The organism is bacterium, assembly GCA_026416715.1.
Lineage (GTDB): Bacteria > UBP4 > UBA4092 > JAOAEQ01 > JAOAEQ01 > JAOAEQ01.
On the sequence record JAOAEQ010000005.1, the window covers coordinates 29,119 to 52,853 of the forward strand.

General features: G+C 36.3%; 14 protein-coding genes. 2 read left to right on the forward strand and 12 right to left on the reverse strand.

All coding sequences use genetic code 11. The features are described from left to right. Window positions 1–6 precede the first annotated feature (6 nt). The 12 genes from N3A72_03040 to N3A72_03095 all read right to left on the reverse strand — a co-directional run bounded on the left by N3A72_03040 (window position 7) and on the right by N3A72_03095 (window position 20,159). Window positions 7–1,113, reverse strand: coding sequence for an alkaline phosphatase family protein (locus N3A72_03040; GenBank protein MCX7918586.1), 1,107 nt, complete (start codon window positions 1,111–1,113; stop codon window positions 7–9). 146 nt (window positions 1,114–1,259) lie between these two features. Beyond that, window positions 1,260–2,627, reverse strand: a complete 1,368-nt coding sequence (locus tag N3A72_03045) for a hypothetical protein (GenBank protein ID MCX7918587.1) — start codon at window positions 2,625–2,627, stop codon at window positions 1,260–1,262. 155 nt (window positions 2,628–2,782) lie between these two features. Then, a complete protein-coding gene (locus tag N3A72_03050; GenBank protein ID MCX7918588.1) occupies window positions 2,783–3,754 on the reverse strand; it encodes a hypothetical protein in 972 nt (323 codons plus the stop codon). 190 nt (window positions 3,755–3,944) lie between these two features. Continuing rightward, window positions 3,945–6,680 (reverse strand): hypothetical protein, encoded by a 2,736-nt coding sequence (locus tag N3A72_03055; GenBank protein ID MCX7918589.1) that lies wholly within the window; start codon window positions 6,678–6,680, stop codon window positions 3,945–3,947. A gap of 324 nt (window positions 6,681–7,004) precedes the next feature. Continuing rightward, a complete protein-coding gene (locus N3A72_03060) occupies window positions 7,005–7,313 on the reverse strand; it encodes a class I SAM-dependent methyltransferase (GenBank protein MCX7918590.1) in 309 nt (102 codons plus the stop codon). A gap of 111 nt (window positions 7,314–7,424) precedes the next feature. Beyond that, window positions 7,425–8,348 carry a glycosyltransferase family 2 protein gene (locus tag N3A72_03065; protein MCX7918591.1) on the reverse strand — a complete coding sequence of 308 codons (924 nt, stop codon included), beginning with the start codon at window positions 8,346–8,348 and terminating at the stop codon, window positions 7,425–7,427. Between the two features lie 15 nt (window positions 8,349–8,363). Next, entirely contained in the window at window positions 8,364–9,437 is a 1,074-nt protein-coding gene (locus N3A72_03070) for a tetratricopeptide repeat protein (GenBank protein ID MCX7918592.1), read from the reverse strand. Continuing rightward, complete coding sequence (locus N3A72_03075) at window positions 9,434–11,590, reverse strand: CehA/McbA family metallohydrolase (GenBank protein ID MCX7918593.1); 2,157 nt, start codon at window positions 11,588–11,590, stop codon at window positions 9,434–9,436. The genes N3A72_03070 and N3A72_03075 overlap by 4 nt, the downstream gene beginning before the upstream one ends. Before the next feature lie 250 nt (window positions 11,591–11,840). After that, window positions 11,841–15,239, reverse strand: a complete 3,399-nt coding sequence (locus tag N3A72_03080; protein ID MCX7918594.1) for a C25 family cysteine peptidase — start codon at window positions 15,237–15,239, stop codon at window positions 11,841–11,843. A 72-nt stretch (window positions 15,240–15,311) separates the two neighbouring features. After that, on the reverse strand, window positions 15,312–17,930 hold the full coding sequence (locus N3A72_03085) for a C25 family cysteine peptidase (protein ID MCX7918595.1): 2,619 nt from the start codon (window positions 17,928–17,930) through the stop codon (window positions 15,312–15,314). Between the two features lie 105 nt (window positions 17,931–18,035). Then, complete coding sequence (locus N3A72_03090; GenBank protein MCX7918596.1) at window positions 18,036–19,133, reverse strand: GDP-mannose 4,6-dehydratase; 1,098 nt, start codon at window positions 19,131–19,133, stop codon at window positions 18,036–18,038. A gap of 84 nt (window positions 19,134–19,217) precedes the next feature. Further along, entirely contained in the window at window positions 19,218–20,159 is a 942-nt protein-coding gene (locus tag N3A72_03095) for a GDP-mannose 4,6-dehydratase (GenBank protein MCX7918597.1), read from the reverse strand. 235 nt (window positions 20,160–20,394) lie between these two features. On the opposite strand from N3A72_03095, the gene N3A72_03100 reads away from it, so the two are divergent. Together N3A72_03100 and N3A72_03105 are read left to right on the forward strand one after the other, a co-directional pair. Next, entirely contained in the window at window positions 20,395–21,519 is a 1,125-nt protein-coding gene (locus N3A72_03100; protein MCX7918598.1) for an LptF/LptG family permease, read from the forward strand. Further along, a complete protein-coding gene (locus tag N3A72_03105) occupies window positions 21,516–23,636 on the forward strand; it encodes a hypothetical protein (protein ID MCX7918599.1) in 2,121 nt (706 codons plus the stop codon). The genes N3A72_03100 and N3A72_03105 overlap by 4 nt, the downstream gene beginning before the upstream one ends. Window positions 23,637–23,735 lie beyond the last annotated feature (99 nt).

A 23,735-nucleotide genomic window follows, 5' to 3' on the forward strand; every position in this document is an offset into this window, starting at 1 on the left:
ACTCGTTTACTCTATTTTAAGAATTACAGATAAAAATTTATAAATATCCACTGTTTTTTCAATCGGTAATAAATGTTGGGCGATGATATTATTATAAAATAATACTCCTTTTTGGCTTTCTAATTCCGGATGATATCCATGCATCGCTTTCGGAATCTTCTTACCATAAAAACTTGGGGAAAATACTAACCCTTCATTCAATAAGAAAAGAATATTACCAAATTTAGATGAGGTAAGTTTATATTGTAGTCGTTCTTCTGGAGTAATTATTCTGCCATACACTTGCTGATTGAGAAATTTTTCTAGTTCGGAACGTAGATTATTATCAAAAGTCCAAATACGCAGCATAGTTGAATCCTGTATATAGAAATAACGCTCTGGACTAGGATTCCCAAACTCCGTTTCCATAATTAATTTAACTGATCCGGTAACATTCGTCATGCCATGATCGCTTATGACAACTATCTTTCCATCTGGATATAACTTCTGATATTTTCCTATTAACGTGGAAATATTCGTATTCAACTCTTCTATTGCCTTTACATAATCTGACGTCCCAACACCTACCCGATGCGTTATTCCATCTAAATCTACTAACCCGATAAATAACCGCGGATGAGATTCCATTGCGGTTAGTCCTGCGAGTGTCATTTTAGCATCGCGGTTAGGATGTTTAAAATCAGGATATTTAATAACATATAAATCCGGATTCTGAATAAATAACGATGGAATATGATAGTTAGGCGAAAATATATCCGGCTGGTTCTGTAAATAAGGTAAATAGTGGAATGGAATATTCCAAATGGGACCGAAAATTTTGTTTCCCAGACGATGTAAAACTCGGTCGATTACATAACATTTGCCCATTGGTGAAATGACCTTGAACAAAAACCGATATTTCCAGAACGGCGAATTAGTTCCGACATAAGTCCATTCACTGAAATATCCGAGTTCGTCTGGCATTTTCCCGGTAAAAAGTTCTGCCTGAATATTGATGCTATATCCAAACCCGGGAGTTAATGGAAGCTGAGTCACAAATTGCTTCGCAACTGCCATTTGTAAAGCATATTGATACGGGAGACTATCAATGAATATAATGAGAAAATTAGCCATTGATGATTATTTAATGTCAAATGTTATAGCTCAAACCTTCATTGCTCTATAACCAACAAAAACTGGGAATAGATGTCGTCTGACATTGAACATTAAGTTTTGAACGTTTATTGGTGATTGAAACTTTGACATTTAAATTTGGTATATTATCTTTCTATGTGACCTTCCAAAATATAAGATAAATAATCTTCCTTTTGCCCGATGCTCTGATATAAATCCATTAAGAACCGACCAAATATTTTTCGTAACCAAATCCATCGTTCTCCAATTGGGATAGATAAATCCATAAACTCTACCGGTAATCGGCGTAATGTTAATTGTGATACAAGCTGAGATGCTTTTCTTAAGTGGAATTCAGCTTCAGGTAAATCATTGATTATTGCTATCGCTCGGAAAGCAAAATGTAAATGATATAGGCAACTGATCATTTTCCCGATTTTCCCTTGCCAATACCAATTCCACCATCTATAAATTGTCCTTTGGTTGAAATGTTTTGCTACTAATGTTAATTCGTATACTTTTCGTCTGAATTTGTATTCATTAAACAACCGCGTTTGGTATTTTTCAAGGATGTTCGGTAGTTCAGTATCTGGAACTTTAATATTATTAACAGCTAACAGATGTTTACCTGCCTGGATAAAATACGCTAACGTTTGCTGGTATAACTGTTCTGTTGACTCAGGAAAAATGAACTTGAACTTTCCATCCAAACATTGATTTAGAAAATCTGGAAATGAAGAATTAAAATAACGCCGAAGTTGTAAATCTGGATAATGCTCACGAATATAATCGACTCGTTCTCTAAATGAAGACAATAAAACTTTTTCCCATGGTAGGAGATAAGTGGTTAAATCCAATGAATTCCGACATAAAACGAAATTGAATAATTCTTGGTTATTATTTCCTTCCGTTCTTCCGTTTTTAGGTTTTGTAATCAGCCAGGATCGTGGTACATATAACGCTATTGCCCATAATCTCCATAAAATCACTTCCGCTAATTCCCGGTAATCCAGATTATCGCAATTAATTTCCGGAATTTCTGAACGTATATCGGTTCCGAAGATAGTTTTCCCGATCTTTTTTGCTTCATAATGACGGATTAATGGCGGTAGTTGCTGTACCTGGCGTAATGAAATATAACTGCAATCAATATGAAATAACGGGGAATTTTTATTCCATTTTTTTTCTAATTGCGCGAGTTGAACAAATAATCGCTTCCGTTCAGTGTTGCTAGGTTTTCTTTTCGATACGGCTAATAATTCAATATCACTCCATAATGAAATCTGCCCATCAGGTTCAATCCGATAACTAAATTCACCTCGAGCGGTACTACCCAGCAGTAAAATAGATAGAATATCAGATACACTTTTCTCTGTAATAACTTGAATTTCAGATAAGTAGTTGTGAATAAGGGTAGGATAACCAAATTCATTGCAGAGCGATAGCAAACTCGATTGTTCCATATGAATGAATAAAATTACCGCTGATTTCTGAATATCTTTTAGTGGATTCAAAATAAGTGATAGGAACCATAAGCGAATTAAAAATATTTTGGGTTACATATTAAGAATTCACCGTTGTACGATAGGTTAACCCAATATTAGATTCTGATTTATCTTAACGTTATAGTTTATCCAAAACTGCATTTTAAGTAATCATCCAACTTCTGTTAGCGTATAATGGCAAATCCACCAACTTTAAACAATTCTAACCATAATGGTTCTAATCCACCCACTTCAAATTCTAGGGTAACATAATTGTTCCGGGTAACGACCTTACTTTTCCAGTCAATTTTCTGGGCGATAAACTTCCTCCGAAATGCTTCTCCAATAAACTCGGCATCATCAATAACATCCTTAATCCTATTTATTTTGGCAACGTCAAACAGCATCGTTCCACGCAATCTATCCGAATTAATAATATCCATCTCAATCACAATACTACGAATATCTTCTGCAGAAAGTAACAAACTCATTTTCCATTTTTTCTCACGCAAAAGCAGGAATTTAGCAAAATGTTGGTGATTATTATTGCAAAAAATTATTATATCTCGTCGAGGTATTGAGCTGGCTCCTCCAGCTACAATATCCGGTACCGTGATTATATGTTTGATTTTACGCAAATAAACCTGAATGGTCGTTTGTATTGCCGCTAGGTTATTCCCGATAATTAATTGATGGTCTAAAATTGCGTATCCAATCTTTTTCGTCCATGAAGTATCCGTCCCGTAAATAATCTGAAAACCGGATTCCGTATAGGTAGTCCAATTCGATTTTGCACCTAATTCATTACTCAATTTATTTTTTATAAACTTTATAAACTCAGTATTATTGTTAACTGCTTGCCGATAAGTTAATATTACTATATATTGGAGATTATTAGGATCAGAATCAGGATAAAGTGCTGCTATACCGGAAACCGGTGTGAGTTTGGCTACAATCTCGCGTATCGAACTTTTTCTCGGGATAGTAACCCAGTTGTCAAATAGCCAGGATATTCCTGGGTCATTTGATTTGACATCTACTTTTAAATAAACAATTGCATTTGATGCCACTAGTACTTGTTCTTCTGCATTTATCAGTCCAAAATATGAAAATAATATCACCACACTTACTAAAATTAATGTGTAATTCGGTTGCATATTTGTTTTTTTATAATAACACTTTTTAAAACATAAATATTCTATCATATCAATATCATATCACTACATCATTCTCTATCTTAGCACTTTTCTTTTCAAACAGTATTAGATTCTGTCCTTAAAATACTTTTCCTTAAAAAATTAATGTAAGTAGATAACAAAATAAATTTATTATCAGTTATTCTTTCGGTCATTGAAAATCTATCCAACCCAAATCAATCGCTTCTCCAAACGTACCCTCCCCATCTCGATAGAAACCAAAAATTACTTTATAAGAAAGTGGTTCTGCAATAATATCGTTATGAATAATAACATACTTCCCTACTGGCCAATGAGTGGTAACTGGATAAGGATAAAAATCCCAATTCTGCCCTTTCATCTGCCTATTAGATTCTGGCAATAATCCCACATCTTCTTCTTTTACTCTGCCGTGAATATAAACCAACCAATCCTTTTCTAACGGTTGATTTACTTTAAACAAGAAATACAGTCGATATTTTTTAGGTTCTAATTTTTTTAAATACACGTCAATAAAAGTTATTGCTGGATGGATAACTTTTTCTTTTCCACTCTGATGTTTAATACATAATGTTTCGAAGCTAGATGCTATTTCCCTGTATAGTTCGGGGATAATATTTTCGTAAAAAGCATAGGTCTGTAAAAATTCACCTATTTCAAAAATATTTTTACTGATTGATAACTGTTTCCACCTTTTATACAGTAAACCATCAAGATTATCCGTTGCAAAATCAATCCACCCTAATGGAATCGGTTTCCCGAAGGTTTTTCCTCCTTTATAAAAGCCGATAACTATATTATATGGAATTGGTTCTGCTGAAATCACTCTCGATACAATGATGCTTTCATTTTTCCGCCAAGTTGATGTAGGTGGATCTGGCCAAAAATCCCAATTTTGTCCTTTCCACGATTGTACTTTTTCTGGTAACCTTGAAACATCTTCTTCTGCCACTTTACCGTGAACATATATTGCCCAATCGGTATCCATAAGTTCTTCCGTTTTAAATAATAAATATAGTTTATATTGTTTTGGATCAATCTTTTTATAATAATATCCCAAAAAGGATACCGCTGAATTCACTGCGAATCCCTGATGTTTAGTATATTCGGATATTATAGCCCTATATTTTTTATCTATTTCTTGAAATAGTTCCGGAAACGCTCTCTGATTAGATTGATATAATGAACGAAATTCATAGATTTCAAATGGATTATTACTTGCTAAGATACGTTGCTGAGTTTTATCGACCTCATTTTTCGAAATCGAATACAGATACCAACTATACCCGTCTATTGGTTGTGCACCGGCATCGATACTCTGGTACGGCGTTTTTTTACCCTGCAATAATGCAGCAAGTTTACCACTCCAAGTTAAACATGGATATTCCTCGATTCTCGTAAACGTTGTTTCGAGGGTTAGTCCGAAAAGATTCGGTTCTCGAGAAACATAATAAATCTTTTTAACTCCAATATAATTACTAGGCCAATCTATTAAAACTGGATTATTGCGTTTATAGTAATACGGCAAAAATTCGTTAAAATAAAGCATGATTTTCTGTTCATATTCTTCTACTTGTTTAACTACCACTACTGCACCAGTAGAAAGTTTCTGGTCTAATTCAGTTAGCAATCGCTTTTCAATAGTTCTTGCATTATATTGCACAAGAAATTGATAAAGGAAATTGTGATAATTAACCACGAGAAAGAAAAATAAAAACAAAACGACACCTCCAACTATGACCATGCCGAATCTTCTATTATTTTTAGCATGAGCCCAGATGGGTATAGTAGAAAAAGCTAATATTATTGCCAGCAATGGTACCACCGGATACCAATATCGTAATGCTTGCTCCCACGAGGTACAAAGAATGCAATATAATCCTATAAACTCAATAATAAGTATTAGGAAAAAAGTATTCGATTTCGCAATCGTTTGCGTTTTTCCATAAATTCGTCCCCAAATATATATTCCTTTTCGCAGATATCCCAGCCGCACCAATCCTAATAATAGAAAGGCAATACTGAGAATAATCTGGGTATCAAGCAATAAGATACTTCGAACCAACCACCATCCGTTACTTACCAAAAGTTTTAAAGTTATCGTTGGGACACCGTATCCACCTCCTTGAAAGGCTAGTTTGACTCGGAAAAAAGTGTATAGCAATACTAAAATCAACGGTAGCAGGCGGAATAAATATTTTTTCGAACTATGGTTTGATTCTAAGATGATGAAAATTAATAAAAATATAAACAGTAAAATGATATTTATCTCTTTCACAATTGATAAGCCAAAATAGCTAATGTAAATGAGAAAAAGATTCAACCGCGATGTAGAACTAAATTCGCCATTGGACTGGACAATGAGTATCGCTATTGCATAGTTAATGATGGCTAAAAATAAACCGGTATGTAATTCCACCGGAGCTAGTCTTGCTTCGGGGTTATTGGGAAAGAAAAAGAATATGAAACTAAATGTTAGAACCGGAATATTGAATGATTTAATTAGCCTAATGAAACAGCGATTGACATTATCTTTTCCCTGGTGTAATGATTGTTGCTCGTGATTGGTTTGTATGAATAAAGAAAGACATTTAATCCAGAAATAAAACGAAATAAGTTTTACTACCCAACGAAATGCATGATGTAAAACCGGATTTGGTCCAAACAAAAACCAGACAAAAAAGTTATAAATATAGAGAAACGGACGATATCGACCGGAACCCAAATTGATAAATGTATTGTTAACCCAAGCAGCGAATTCACTGGCATTTTCGGCCAACTTAACCACTTGCCAGTCAATATAATCGTCAATAAGTCCAAACGGCGTTTTCAGTGAATAATATATTGCAGGAAGAAGGAGAACAAAAATAATTAGGTAGATTAACCAATTTAAGAAGTGCGTTTTCATACTCTTTCGATAATTTGAACTTTTGACCATTTAAGTTTAATATATTCTGAACCTAAATTTTATTTTTTCCGCGCACAAACTGCAATGGTGACCATCCATCGTGCTAATCTCTTATCTAACTTCTTATCCAACCATCTTAATATGCCATTCAACCAAGGAATAACAGATGGGAATACATGAATGCCTTTGTATTCAAGTATTTCTAAATTAAGATTCTCTAGAAAAATCCGAAATGCTTTATAATAATGGAGCCAATTTTCGTATCCTTTATGCCTTCTTACTCCAATTACATTGGCTAAAACAACCGCAAAATACCAGAATGATTTATTGGGAACAGTGATACAAATAATCCCATTTTTTTAAGACACGAACCAGTTCCCGAGTAGCTTGTAGCGGGTTGGAAGTATGTTCGATAACATCAGAAGAAATAACATATCCAAATGCATTTTCCTTAAAAGGCATCGCGAGAATTGAACCAACCACACCGTGAGCCATTGAATTTTTTTCTTTTGTTATCTTAACGAGTCGTTCACCAATATCAATTGCAATTACTTTTCCGGATCTATCTATTATCGCTTTCGTAAACCACCCGGTACCGCAACCGGCATCGAGAATAAGTTTATTCTCTAATATTTGCGTACCTAAAAATCAGTAAAAATAACCTCAATTCTTCTCTGGGTATCATATCGGTTGCTTAGTGAATCAAATTTAATAGCTATTTCATTATAAAATTTCTCTTTATCATTACTTTTCACAATTTTTTTCTTTAATAATATATTGTGGTCTGCGTTTCGATTCAATAAATAGTTTCCCTAAATACTCACCAATTATTCCTAAGATGAGAAGTTGTATACTCCCGATAAACAAGACACTAACAATAAGTGACGCCCAACCAGGAACAGTTTTATCAGTAAATATTGTTATACCTACCGCATATCCTCCATAAAGAATGCATAAAAATGCTAATATTAATCCTAAAAAGGTTGCTAAATGCAATGGCCTAGTACTAAATGAAGTAATTCCGGTTATCGCAAGAAGAATCATATTTTTAAAGGAATATTTGGTCTTCCCGGAATATCTTTTTTGAGGAGTATATTCTAATGCATATTGGCGGAAACCAACCCAAGAAACTAACCCTCGAAGGAAAATAAAGGTCTCATTCAGTTCTCGTAATATATCAATCACCTTTCTATCTAATAATCGGAAATCTGCTGTTCCCGGAGTTATTTCAATTTCAGATATTTTATTCAGTAGTTTATAGAATAACCACGACGTTTTTCTCTTTAAAAATGAAGCATCAGGGTATTCTTTCCGGACAGTATACACGATATCGTATCCTTCTTGCCATTTTTGAATCATCGCATCAACTAATTCTGGAGGATGTTGTAAATCTGCATCAAGAGTGATTAAACAGTCTCCTGTCGAATAATCTAGCCCGGCTTTTAATGCTTTTTGTTGGCCAAAATTTCGCGAAAACGCAAGATATTTTATCTTAGCTCCGTTTTCTACAAGTTCTTTAATTCGTTCTAACGTTGCATCCGTACTGCCGTCATCAACAAAAATAATTTCGTAATCCGAATACTTGTTTAAGACCTCGGTTAGTTTCTTTACAAGAATCGGAATATTTTGTTCTTCATTATAACAGGGGATTACTACAGATATTTTCATGGTATCGTTTGGGTATTAGTATAATTGAATATCATCAATAAATATTTCGCAATTAACTCCGAGTGTATTGATTCCGATAACTTCCATAACCATATTTTTAGTACTCCATTGGTTTACTGGATTTAATGCGGTCGCAACTGCCTGTTGATAAAGATCATTTGCTTCAATTTTCGTCCATACTTTTGGTTGCAAACGGATAACAGCAGAAATTCCACCAGCTTCGGGTCCATATTTTGCTTGTGGTTCGGTTTTTTCATATCGAAAACTAACAACCAATTGCACCACTGATTCTTTGTTTGCATAAACGAACATTCTAACTCCAACAGGATGGGTAAACGGCAGAAATACGACCTTCCCCCATAAATCTGGATTTTGTTCGTTATACTCAATCGAGAACAATTCGGATTTTTGACCCCGATATGAAAGAGTTGAACTTAATGTATGTGTTTTTATTACAGCAGTATTATTTTTTACCCAACGGTCAAAAACTGGTACACTTGTTCGCTCAAAATTTTCTACAGTTACAAAAACATCGTGACCATTCCACAGGATATTTTTCCATGGTTTTAAAAAACTTTGATTAGCCATTTGTTTTAGTGTTGCCAAAGAAGCGATCGGATCGCATGAGAGCATAGCTCCTAAACTATATGCATCTTCCGCTTCAACCCATTTCTTTTCAACAACATATACAGAAGCGATTGACCAACAGATAGTCTGCATTTCTTCACGGAAGCTTACCCAGTCAACATGAGTCGGTCGAATCTGCTGAAATCTATAAAACATATCGAGTGTTCGGGTATATTTTTTCTGCAAATAGTATAATTTTCCTAAATAAAAATAAGCTTCTCGATCCTCTGGATTTATCTGAATAGCTTTTTCAAAGCTATAAATCGCAGGCAATATTTGTCCATTCTTAAATAACTCTTTTCCTCGAATAACCGCTACTTTGGGATCGGATAAAGCTATTTGTCGCATATATATTGAGCCCCAAAAAACTATTATGAGAAATCCAATAAGCAAAAATAGCCAAATGATCAAAATTCCATTAAGGTTTAGTTTCTTCATATTGTTATTATTCGAAATAATCATTCAGGTCGAAAATCTTCATTTCGAGTTAAAATAACCGCATCAAATGTATGCCATACTCTCATATCTTTTGCAGAAACAGCTAAAATATTCTCGCCTTTATTCAATAATAAACTTCCACCAGTGAACCACCCAATCTCTTCAGGAACCCAGTCAGGTTTAATAACAGTTTCTTCCCCATGATTGGTAGAAATAAAATATTCTCCGGCTTTGCGTATTCTTAGCCAAACATAATATTTTCCTGTAATCGGTATATTAATGACAAATTGATGTTTTTTGTGCGAATATTCATTACATAATTCATCTTTCGGATTCCATTTAACCGCTTCAGCAGGAAAATAACTCCCTGAACTATCTACCAACCATCCCGAACCACTCGTTGCGCGCAGAACAATTGAATCGTTACTATAGATTTCCTGAACAGGTTGCAGTGGTTTTAACCATATTTGGATATCAAGCTCATTCATTAATTTCTTTGCATGAATATACGTTTCTCTTTTCGTCAGCGAGATATCGTCTATCGATTCGACAAACCGTTGAATTTTGCTCGAGGCAAAAACAATACTGGTAACCAATGAATAATATCCTTGACTCGTGACTTGAATTTTTCTGCCCGGATTAGTCTCAAAAGAAAATTTCCCGGAATTATCACTGGTGATCGTATCATAGATTATACCGGTATTGAGCAAACCTGTTCCTGGAGAAACTAATTTAACCACTGCTGGAATCGGGTTCCCGTGGACGTCGGTTACAACCCCAGTGACTTTGACTGAAGTAATAATATCAACCGTTTTTTCTTGTTTTGGCAAAAAATAAATTGGATTTGCTATCGCTACTCCAGAAGAAGAATCCAGTTGTACTAAATACCAAGCTTTTTCAGTTTCGTTAATTAAATATTCATACTGAAATTCTTTTTTTCGTTCCGGTATATACACCGTATTAATAACCATCCCATTTCGAATAATTTTTAGTTTTTTCAATTCATCTCCATACCCGGCAGTATAACATAGAATACGCATAGAATGTTGTTGTGCATCAGGTTCCAGAATGGTACCGGGTAAAAAGGTATCAATTGAAAATAGAAGCAGTGGTCCTGTAGTAGCAAAATTTTTCCCCTGTTTCAAATTCTGCATAATCTGATTATAATCAAACTTCTCGCTATAGGTATAGGTTCTACCCCATCCAATGTCTCCTCCTGTTTCTGTATCTAATCCTGTATCGCTATTCATCACTCCCGCAACTCGATATCCAGCGTTCAAAATGGCAAACCAGGTCTGAAGGTCTCTTTCATTCTCGAGAATCTCAATTGCATCAACTGCACCGCATACTACTGCTAATGGTAATTCTCGCGCTAAATTGCTTAACACTGCATTTTTTCTATTATCTAACCACCAACGAGTAGGATGTGCAGCAATAAATACCGGATTATGCTTATTTGTTCGTTCCTCCTCACTTTGCTCAATCAAATGCCATCCTTCTTGTCCTATAAGATTTGGGAGATTTAACCGAAGATAATGGATTTTGGGAATTTTATCGTTATATCCTTTCATTTCGACGCCGGGTCGGCATATAAAATCTGTATCACTATTTTCATTACAGATAGTAAATATTTGGTCGTTGGTTAAATTTTTCACGGAATCATAGAGTTGAACAAATGTGACATAATCTAATCCAACCGCTCGAGCTAACATAGCACCATACTGTATATTAGTAGCAATCCTTGCATTTTCTCGTCTAGCAACATGAATATGCGAATCACCACAATACCATTTGATTTGCGGTAAATTAACCAGGCGTTTTAATCTAACCAGAACATTCCTTCTCTGTGGTGATAATCTAACGATAACCTGTTGCGGCTGATATTCAAAGCCACGGCTAACGAAAATTTTCACTGTTCCTAATGGAAGAATGAAGTCGCCCTGCCCGTCGATAAAAACCGCGTGATTTTGATAGGGACTTTTCGCGTAGGTTTTATTTTCACACTCAATGACTAATTTTGCGGGCATTAATTGGCCAGTTTCATGGTCAACAACTCGAATTCGTAACTCCGCAGTTTTTACTTGGGATAATTGATGAACTGATGTACATCCTATCGTAACTACCCATATAAATATCAACCCTACATAAAAGAATTGCTTATAGGAATATTTCTCCATAACTATTATTCCTAAATTAAACGCCGTACCCTCGAATGTAAAGTCAATTTGCTTTGATATAATGTGTTACATTAGCCATTCCACGTTTTTTCGGATTTCACTCCATTGAACAATCTTGGCTGCGCGAAACAAAAAAAAGACACTCGATACTTTACTATTTTTATTAAACCAAATCTCTTCAAAATTTGAGAATTCTGTAGTACCAAATGTCCTTTATAATGACGCAAATTTTGGATAGAATGCATACATTCTATTGGTTATTCTTTAAATATACTTTTAATTTATTTGGTGGAAAAAACAATTCAATATCATCTACATATAATTGAACATTTCTCCCTCGAGTATTAATACCAAGATATACAATATGCATATTATCAATATCCCAGCAATGAACATCATCAACTGATCTATAGGAAACAAATAAATCTGGATACACTCGAATATCACCACTAATATCCTTTTGTGATAATGCACGTTTTTTAGCAATTTGATAGAGGTCATTTATTTTTAATTCAATCCAATTGGAACTGATTGAATATGCTTGAGAACAAAACGCTTCGTTATGTTTTCCATTATAGGTAACCGTAGCATTTAATTCTACCTTACTTTCGGTTGTTCCTCGTACAAAAAGACGAACTCCTATCGGACCGCGTAACGGTATGACAACCTCCTTACCCCAATAATCTACCCAGCCTGGTATAGGATAGACTAAGTCAATCAGTTCACTTTTTTTACCCCGATGAGCATAGGTGGTTGAAAGGTAATGACCTATTATTTTTGATTTATCACTCCAATGCCAATTTTTTAACTGCACCGCAGTAGCTGTTTCAAAAGTTTCGATTGGAACAGAGAGTTTCGCCAGGCGTTGAATCATTTTTAAATCTCGGCATCCGTATTGAAATGCCTCGCTATATTTTAAGAGTGCATTTAGCATATCTTTTTGTTGATAAAATCTATCGCCGTCTTCCATGATTTGTTTTGCTTTTCTATCATTATCTATAGAAACTGATACAATAATATCCCGAATATCCTTATTGTTCATTGGCGTTACAGACCAAAGTAATCTTGGCAATAACGCTGGTAAACCAACAGTTTGCCCAACATTTATGGTATCTACAGTGGAAACTATTGTATATCCTATTGCATCCCACTTTGTTTTCTCATTCCATAAATAGCAATAAGCGATGAGTGTATCTTGTACGAAATGAGGTGGAATGGTCACTTTTGTGGTGAACTTTGCCTGATGATTTATGGTAATATTTTTTTGGATAACTAATTTCCCTTTTTCAGTCTTGATGATAACACTCCCTTTTGCAGGTCGTTTTCTATCCAGTGTTCCTGTAATTCGAATTTGAGGTTTAGATTTTATGGTCCGCGTTCCCTCTAATTGAACTATATCGTGAGGGAATGAAAGTTGTGTACCCGGATCACCTAACAAGACATAGGTAGCAGAAATATCAGGTAGTTTAATTTCTTGTTTCGCATTAATAAAAATATCACCAAGACGTCGAACATTCTTTTTAAACATCTGCGTGAACATTGCCCGGTCAAATGCATCGTTGGAAGAAACATAGCTTCGCCAAGTAGCGCTAATCACCGCTATCGCACCAGCGTTCGGTGTTTTTAGTAACACTTCACCAAGGCTATCATTATCAATATTATCAAAAACGCCGGTATAACAAGTTAAAGCGATTACTAATGGATATTTTCCATAGTTTTTCAATTGCAATATATTTTTTACTCCAAAAAAATCACGGTTATCTGGAACGACTTCTACTCCATGTCGCTCTAAATCCATGCGACCGCTTTCCCAAACATATCCGCCGCCATGCCCAGTAAAATGAAGTATGATTCGTCCTTCGTTAATATTTTCAACAATATCTTCCGTTCGATATTTATAATCCGGTGAACCACTTGATGGATATCTGCGATATACTTCATAATATGATGGCACATACGATTTCGCTAATTCTTCACTAATCCCTTCAAACATCGGTTCTGGACTCGCTAAAAAGAATATCTTTTGACGCCATTGACCAAAGTTCGGCTTCTGTTCGTATTGAATAATTTTATTTACTACATTAGTTACTTCTTCAATCGAATGCGCAGAAATCCTACCAATTGCCATTTCCGGTTTTGTTTCATCTTCGCCAACCGCGACAAACCAGTTATCTGACGCTGCTGCACCCATATATGTTGCCCAATAATACGTAGGAATATATAACCGAGCATGCGCTAGATTCATATTTCCGCGTAAATCAACACTAACATCACCGACGAGTAAAACATATCGCGGTCGTGGTTGCCAGTTGTAATAGGCATACTTGAGAAAAGACTTAATTGCTTTCGCATCAACTAATCCATAGTTGAAAGTATCATAAACTTCTGATGTTTTGACACATTTTACCGTTAATCCGGTCTTCTTACGCCATGCTAACAACGGTTGAATTGCAGGATAAAAATCATCGTGCGTTATAACCAGATATTCCGCACCACTTGTATCTTGTGTTAAATCGTAATACATTATTTTTTCGATTTTAACCGGAGATTTTTTCTGCCTATCAGTTAGAGCAATGTAATGAACCGAACTCGATTCGTTATATAGTGTAAATTGTGCTTTAAAAGAACTTGAAGAATCAAGTGAACTTATTGTAATTGCAGGTATTATTACTTTCTTGTGAGTAATATCATATACATTAATATGTGGATTCGTAAACCCTCGAATTTCATGTTGGCTGGTAACTATATCATAGTTCATATTTATTGCGCTAAATACTAATTCATCGTTGGTTGCAATAAATGATTTCCAATAACTTAATTGAAATTGAACCATATAGATAACATCAATATCAGATGCTTGCCCAGTTGGATCACCAGATTTTCCAGGTAACGATATTTGCAATACATTATTCCCTGCCTTAAAAAAATTCATCGGAACCGTATTACATTGATAAGTATGTTTTGCCCGACCATACCACCGAGTTTCACCAACTCGATTTCCGTTTAATCCAATAACAACATAATGGTTTCCATACGAGACTCCTTGAAATACTATAGATAGTGAACAGAATAATGTTGGAGCTAAAATGGGATGGGTGATAGTAAACTGAAATGGATAATCATTCACCGGCGCAGCTATTTCCCGCCAATACCATAGATTTTGCTGCTCTTCTGTTTGTCCAGCAGCGGTTCGTGAATAAATAAAGGTTTCCTTACGAAATTGAGTATCTCTAAACATTGTTTTAGTCGAGAAAGAGATACTGGTTGCAAGCAAATGAGTTTGTTCTATATTCCAGCGTAATCCGGTTGATTTTCCCCAGGTTAAATAATAGACATTGGTATCAGAATATTCATCAGGTTCACCATCCGAATTACGATTTTTCTCGCCATAAAATTCAATATAATCATTGGTTCCATCTAAGGTATAGCGGGTTGTAAACTCAGCGCTACACAATATTGGGATTTCTCTCCCTCGATTCCAGAGCTGAATACTGTGAGGAGTAACCTGACTTAAATTACAACCGGCATCTGCTAAATCTCGATATCCGATTCGATAGATTCCATCTTCATCAATATAAATTTTACATAATTCGGTCGGACCCGACCCTACTCCATACAAACCCCAAGCTACTGAACACAGTAATAGCATTATTCCTATACCTACTAGTATTATTTTATTAGTTAAGCGCTCTCTTCTATATTGTTTCATAAAATCGTCTTTCTACTCCTCTGTTTTTGGATCTGCCTCATTATAATGTGGTGTTACTGGAGCTACCAGTTCCCGAGCCGCAGCAAATCGTTTGCTATATTCATTCCATAAATTTATTGTTATGACTAACGGAATTGTTCGGTAAGCACCCGAGATAGCAAATTGTGCATTCCATTTCATTTGATTATTCGGTACCAAAAAGGAAGATATTAAATCACCTGATTGTGTCCGAAGCTGAATGATTCCTCGTGTAAACTCATTTGCCCACATTCCACTCCCATCGGTTACCGAAATTATTCCTAGGTCCGATGTGGTTGTTTCGATTCGTTCGATTTTACATGGTATCGGCTCTGGAATTGAGATTAGTAATCCAGGGTCACCTAATAAAGTATATAAATTATTTATCTCTTCGTTATTAACTTCTCGTTTAGCATCTAAAAATGCATCTCCGAGTCTTATTGGAGTAGTTGATTGAAATATTCGACGTAAAAATGCTTTATCAAACATTTCAAAACTAGCTTGTGAAACTCGATAGGTACCTCCAACACAGGCAATTGCACCAGCTTTATCGACTTTTAATAATGCTTCCCCTATTCCATCTGACCACATGGAATCAAATTCGTTTGCATAACAAGTCATCAAAATAACTAACGGATATTTCTTTTTATTTTGTAACTTGGTTATATGTCTTACACCGAAAAATCCGCGATCTTTATATCCGACAGTTTCGGGTTGTCCTTCTTCACCCGGTCGGCCAACATCCAAATGAAACGGACTCGCATGACCAGTAAAATGAACCAACCAAGCTCCTTCATTAAACCATTCTATCACATTTTGCGGTGTAATAACTACCGATTCAATGGTTTCCGGCGTTGCATAGCGCGGTAAAGAATTCATCTGATTGGGTACAACATGTTTCATCAACTCAAGATTGATTTGGTCAGTCCATTCCCGTGGAGTTGCTAGAAATAATACTGATTGACGCCAGGGACCAAATTCTGCTTGCAATTCATATTCCAAAATTTTATTGATTACCGCTTCTGTTTCTGATACCGAATGCGATGGGATTCGACCTATTGCGAGTTCCGGTATCGAATCTTCTCCTTCTAAACAAACATACCAGTTATCACTAGCAGCATATCCCGCTGACGATGCAAAATAATGCATCGGGATATATGTTCGCCCCTCAGCTAAATTTAAGCTTCCTTTCATATCCCAACTCGCATCCCCAACTAAGAGAACATATTTCAATCGGGGGGATTTCCAGTGGTGATAAGCATAGAATAAAAAATCACGAATCGCTTGCGGATTGATTATTCCGAAATTAAATTCATTATAGATATCTTCAATATTAACGAGTTCAGCCAATAACCCTTGTTGTTTTCGCAATTCGACTAAAGGCTTCAAAATTTCATTAAATTCTGATGGAGAAATAATGATATACTCTGCTGATATTTCAGGATTCCGCCATTTACCAATCCATTGTTTCTCTATTCGAAACGGGGTTTTAATCCGATTTTCAGTGCACGCGAAATAAGATTGCGGTAAATCGGCTTTTTCAGGTTCAAAATAGGCAAAATAAGTCGTTTGTTTTAACAAACCCAATTTGGGTATTACTATCGGTTCGTATTTAGTAGTATTAGAGAGATTATATATACAAATATTCGGGTAGGTAAAATTTTTTATTCGTAATCCGGAAGGAAAAGTATGCTGCAAATCTTTATCTGAGAGTTGAAATTGAATATCATTATTGGTTGCGACTAGCTGTTGCCAACAATCTATTTCAAACCAAGAAAGAAAAACTACATCGATTTCCGACGCTAAATGTTTCGGGTCGCCCTCTTTACCTGGCAACGATATTTCTAACGAATTACTTCCGACCTTAAAATATCCTATTGGGACAGAATCATTGGTATAAAGGAACTCGGTTGCTCCATCCCATCGTATTTCACCGAGAGGATATCCATTTAAAGAAATCACGACATAGTGGTCTGGATTTTGCGGTAACCGCGATACACCAAAAAATTTTATACGAACGCTACACTGCTTTGTAGTATCGCTACTTAACGATGGAACCGTGAACAGTAATTTTTTCTTCGTTGGTGCAGCAAGTTCCATCCAAAACCATCGTTCAGCAGCATCAATATTTACCCAACGGGAATGGATGAATTTTTCTTCCCGATGAATCTTATTGAGATAATCTATTTCAGATTGTGCTTTGATAATGCCATTCCATTTTGACTGCGGTTTTCCAATTACCCTATACCACTGCGGAGATAAATTGGGATTTGTCCAATGTAAAAAGTAAACGTTCGTATCCGTATATTCATCATAGTAAGCTGTTGAACCACGATTGAATGTTCCATAGAATTCGAGATAATCATTTTTATTCCATTGACTTGATTTTGTGGTTCCCGCGGAAAAATATACTGGAATACATTTTCCTCTGTTAGTTAATCGAATTTTGGTTGGATTGATTTCTAACGGATTAATTCCTGCATCAAGTAGATCGAAATAGGTTATTCGATACAGTCCATCTTCATCAACGAAAATTTTTACTACGTTTTCTAAATTTGGCTGTTTCGCTGGTAGTCCTAAAATGAGACTAACTATAGATAAAAAAAACGACACAACAATTATACTGCGGTTTAATTTCATTTTTAAAAACTAAAAGTCAGAAGTAAGATGGTATTAGTCATAATAATCTGTTCTTTAAACTCTGCCATCTTATATCTTTTAGTGCCGTTCGATATCTAGTAAGTGTGGATTATTCATAAAATACTCAACGTTATCCTGCATAGATTTATTCAATGGAATCCGTGGTTTAAATCCTAACTCATTTTTTGCTTTTTCGAAATCGCATAGTAAAATATCTACTTCAGCGGGACGATACCGACTCTTATCGATTGCAATTTCAACTTCCACGTCACAAGCTTTTGCTGCCAGTTTAACCAGATTCTCAATCGTTATCCCAAACCCATGACCAAGATTATACGGTTCGCCTCGTTTCGCTTTTTCTACCGCCAGGAGATATCCTTGGATAATATCACGGACATCCGAAAAATCTCGAATCGGATTCGGATTACCAATGGTAACGGTTTTAGTTTTTCGTAATTTAGCGCGAGCGATCTGTCGGGCAACGACTGAAGTCACAAATTGGAGTCCGCGTCGCGGACCTTCGTGGTTAAATGTTCTCGTCAATACTACCGGAGTTCCAAACGCTTTATAATGACACTGGGCTATTAATTCTCCGGCTACCTTTGAAACCGCATATGGCGATTGTGGTCGTAACGGATTCGTTTCTTTAATCGGCACCTCGTTCGGATAAACCAATCCATATTCTTCTGAGGAGCAAGCGATATGAATTGCTTGAATATTTGCCCGGGTTTGACGACTTGCTTCTAACACGTTTGCGGTGCCAATAATATTAGTTTCATAGGTTTCTATCGGTGCACGAAACGAGGTCGGAACAAAACTCTGTGCCCCTAAATGAAACACCACCTCTGGTTGGGTTAAGTTAAACGCAGCGATGATTGAATTGATATCCGTTAGATTTCCTTCAACCAGCTGGATTTGGTTTAAAGTTTTTGCAAGATTTGGATAATCCGGGACGCTATGCCGCCGAATTAGGCCATAGACATTACATTCTAATTCAAGGAGTTTTTCGACTAAATGACCGCCAACAAATCCGGTTATTCCAGTGATAAAAACTCTTTTCCCTTTCCAGAATGTTTTATCAACTAAATCTTTCTGCATCTCCTGTTCATAATTCGGAAAATGTTTAAGGTATTCATCTAAATGTTCTGGATCAATCAAATATTTTTTATCAATCATACGTTCTCCTTTTTAAAACCAAATTCGAATCATTAGATTTAAATTATTTTCTAATAGTTTATTATGTTAAATATGGTTTTGGACTTACGCTTTGGTTCTATAATACTCCAATAAATCAGATAATGTTTGGTGAAATGGAATTTGCGGGCTCCAGCCAGTCTGGTGCTTAAATTTTGAATTATCGCCAACTAAGATAGGTACATCTACCGGTCGAGTTCGATTCTGGTCTTGTACGATATCGATTTTCTCTGTAGTCATAGAAAGTAATAAATTGAGAATTTCACGAACTGAATAACCCTGACCAGAACAGACATTATAAACCTCCCCTGCTTCACCTCTTTCCATTGCTAACCAATACGCTCTAACTATATCGCGAACATCAGTGAAATCTCGGCATGTATCTAGGTTACCTACCATAATCTGCCGATTTTGCTTATTTTTTTCAATATCTGCAATTTGTTTTGCAAAAGCTGGACAAACGAAATCCGGTTTCTGTCCGGGACCAGTATGATTAAATGCCCGAATTCGAATAATGGGCAACTGATAATTTAGATAATATTGATAAGCGACCATTTCCTGCCCGATTTTACTTACCGCATATGGAGTTAAAGGCCGAAACGGTTGACTTTCTTTAATTGGTAATTCTTCGGGAAACACTTTCCCATACTGGTCAGCGGAACAAGCGATGATAATTCGGCATTTGGGTAAGTTCGCTTGGCGTACCGCATCGAGAAGATTTACCGTCCCAACGATGTTGGTCATCAACGTTGCCGTTTGCTGCTGATATGATTCTGGTACATTGGTTCGCGCAGCGAGATGAAATATACCATCCGGCTGAATTGTTGCAATAGTCTGCGCAACTTGGTCAGTATTCATCAAATCAACGGTATGTAAAATAATTCCAGGTAAATCACAAGAAACGGTCTGAATATCTAAACCAAATAAAGATTCTTTTGTTTCAGAAATAATATATTGTGCTAGATGTTGGCCAACGAAACCATTTATTCCGGTAATTATTAGTTTCATATATATTCATGTAGATTATAGCACGAAACATTAAGACAGCTAAATAGCACTAATAGTTCATTCACCAGAACCAAACGCGATATCTCCCGAGAAGAGAATACGTTAACAATATTTGAAGCTGGGTTTTAGCAACATAAGCCCTTATATTTTCCATTAATATAAATTTTTAAATTGTATTATCTTCATGCTATTATAGTTAATTGAAGTAAACATATATTTTTTATAGATTTTTTACATGAAACTCCTCATTCGTAGTATTTTGCGCGAATTTATTTCTATAACTTTTCTCGTATTATTTCTTTTCACTGCGGTTTTTATAATCTTTGCTACCAAACGAATTTTCGATGTAATTGATTTAATTTTCAATCGCGACGTCGGTCTTTTAACGATACTCAAAATTTTCGGGTTACTTCTTCCGTATGTTACAAGTTTAACCCTACCGATATCATTATTAGTTGCTGGATTAGTGGTGTTCGGGAGACTAGTTCTAGATCGGGAATGGTTAGCATTTCAAACTAGTGGAATTAGTCCTGGTTCAGTGATTGTGCCGCTACTCATTTTGGGGATAATCCTCAGCGGGGGACTAATGTATTCGGCAGAGTACGTCGTCCCAAAATGTTATCGACAGGCACGGCATCTAATATATAACGCAGTAAATAATATTACGGTTACGCTTAAAGAGAACACCTTTAATCCAATAGGAAATAATGTCGTCCTGTACTATCGAACGAAAACCGAAGCTGACGGAATAATGCACAATATTATTGTTCTTTATTCAGAAGAGAAAAAGTTACGCCGCTTATTCCTAGCGCCCCGCGGCAAAGTATCAGTTGATCCAAAGCTAGGATTGATTCGATTAACGTTAGAACATGGTATGTATCATGAAACCGTACCAACTGATTCCACAGTCTATTATATCGGTCAGTTTACAAAATATGAGCAAAACATCGCTTTTACCGAGTTACTTGCTCAGACGGAAAAACTACAGCTTGGTCCGAAAGAAATGCAACGGGTTGAATTAATAACCGAGATTAATAACCGAAAAGCAAAGAATCTCCCTACAGAACGACTGGAATACGAACTCGCACAACGGCCAGCAAAATCGTTCGGCGCGTTTATCTTCGTTCTACTTGGAATCCCGCTTGGGATATTCTGGCCACGTTTTGGTAAATCGTTAGGAATGGCAATTGAACTTGGCTTTGCATTATGTATACCTTATTTCTATTATGCAATAATGACATTGGGGGAAGATTTGGCTCGCGGGAAGATTATCCCATTTTGGTTCGGAGCATGGCTACCGAATATGACAATGGGTATAATTGGGTTAATTCTTTTATTCCAGAGCTGTCGACAGAAATGATATATTACAAAATAAAATTTTGGTATTTAATTATTATCTACCTGAATATTATCATAGTATTTTCTCCCGTGCATGCGGAAGAAATATTTCGTAGCGTAGATACTGCGATTCCGATAGTTATCAAAGCGGAATATGTTAAATATACCGAAGATAACGAAACGGTTTATGCACGAGGTAAAGTTCGAGTTACCTATAGTTCAGATACACTTCGTGCGGATGAACTTTGGTTTTCCTTCCCAACCAAACTCTTGCATGCAAAAGGTAACGTTAAACTTATCCGTGGTACCTATGGAAAAATCACTGCAATCCGATTAGAATGTGAAGAACTAACCTATGAACTTGATTCGTATCGCGGGATAGCAAAAAAAACCTATACCAATCTACCGCCATGGTTCATCTATTCTCCGGAAATTGAGCAGTTGAATCGGTTTGAACAACATGTTCGGGAAGCAAGTTTTACAACCTGTGATCGACCGGAACCGCATTATCATTTAACCGCTAAAGAAATTATTATTTATCCCGATAAATATATCATGGCAAAAAATGTTTGGTTCTATGTAAAGAATGTGCCGATTCTCTATTATCCGAGCTATCGCAAATCGCTAACCAAACATACAGCTAATTTTAGCATCACGCCTGGACATAACAGTCGGCATGGTATCTTTATTAAGACCGCATATAATCTTTCATTAAGCGACCGTTTTCTAACCCGATGGCATCTCGATTATTTTTCAAGACAAGGATTAGGTTATGGGCTTGATGCAGAATATACGGATACCACCAATCATAACGTGAGACTAGCATCGTACTATGTTGATGAACGCGAAACAGACGAAGACCGGACTCGGTTTTATCTGCGGCATCGAAGCAAGTTAACTGATTCCATTTCAGTTCTCTCGTATGCAGATTACGCTAGCGACCCGGAGTTCGATGAAGATTATATCTGGAAATATATTCGCGGAAAACTTGACTCTCGCGAAATATATACTTCATTCCAAAACCTACAGGATACCTATGTCCTTCGCCTTACTGTTCGGCGATATGATGAAGCGATTGCGGATGAATCCGGCATCAAACATTTCGAGTTATCCGAACAGCAAACGCCGCAATTGGAGTTACATACCAAATATCAAAAACTTGGTCGATTCAATTATTACTGGTTATGGAAATCAAGCGTTGACCAAAACGAGTATCCCGGTACGGATTTAGTCAATAACAGCGATAACTATTCCGCTATGAATATCAGCGCTGGACCGGAAATAATCCATAGTCGGCAGCTATTCAAGAATCTGATTTACACCTCAACATATGGACTCGAAAACAGTTGGAGTTCGAAAACCTCAAATAATGCAATTTATGACGAATATCAGGTTCGACTCTACCACGACAAAAACTTACGATATCGGATTAGCGATAATCTGAAAACTGATATCTATTGGCGGACAACGAAACGGTTAGATGACCCTGAAGACCCAGAATATGATAGAACCGAATCGAGTATTCTCGGCTCGCGAGTCACCTATCGGGTTCCGAAAACTAAACTGCGATTGAACTGGTTAACCGCTTATAGTCTAAAAGATAAAACGGATTCAAACCCGAACGACATCCGGTATTCAACTCGGGTAGATGCTTCGTGGCAACCCAGAAATAATTTAATTCTCTATGCAAGTGGTGAATTATTAAATCAATATCTCGATGATTCCGTTGGCAACCGAGATACCATTACCGGTCAAACTTGGTTCGCTTCTGCAACTTACTATCCAAAAGATTGGTTTTGGGTTTCGCTCGGAGCCAAGTATCAGAATAATAGTTATCCGAACGAAAATTTTGGGCAGTCAACAGAGTCTTTTGCATTTTATCCTGGGTTAGGAACTAATCTTGGCTCAAAATGGAAACTGCAACTCGGCGCAGGGTATGAAATCGGAAAATCTGAAGGGCATGACCAGACCTTTGATACCCTCTATAAACAAGTTATTTTAATTCGCGATTTACATTGCTGGGAAGCGTATCTCCGATACCAAGAATGGGAAGACGGAAGTTCGTGGTGGTTTGCGCTTAACCTGAAAGCTTATCCTATAAAATCCATCTCATTCGACCAAAAAGCCGTGCTATTTTAGCTCAACTTCTATCCAGTAAGAGTCATAATTATATTCGGGAGAATAACAAGAGCGGCTTTAACCCGCTCTTGTTATTCCCAAAAACAATTTGCTTCATCG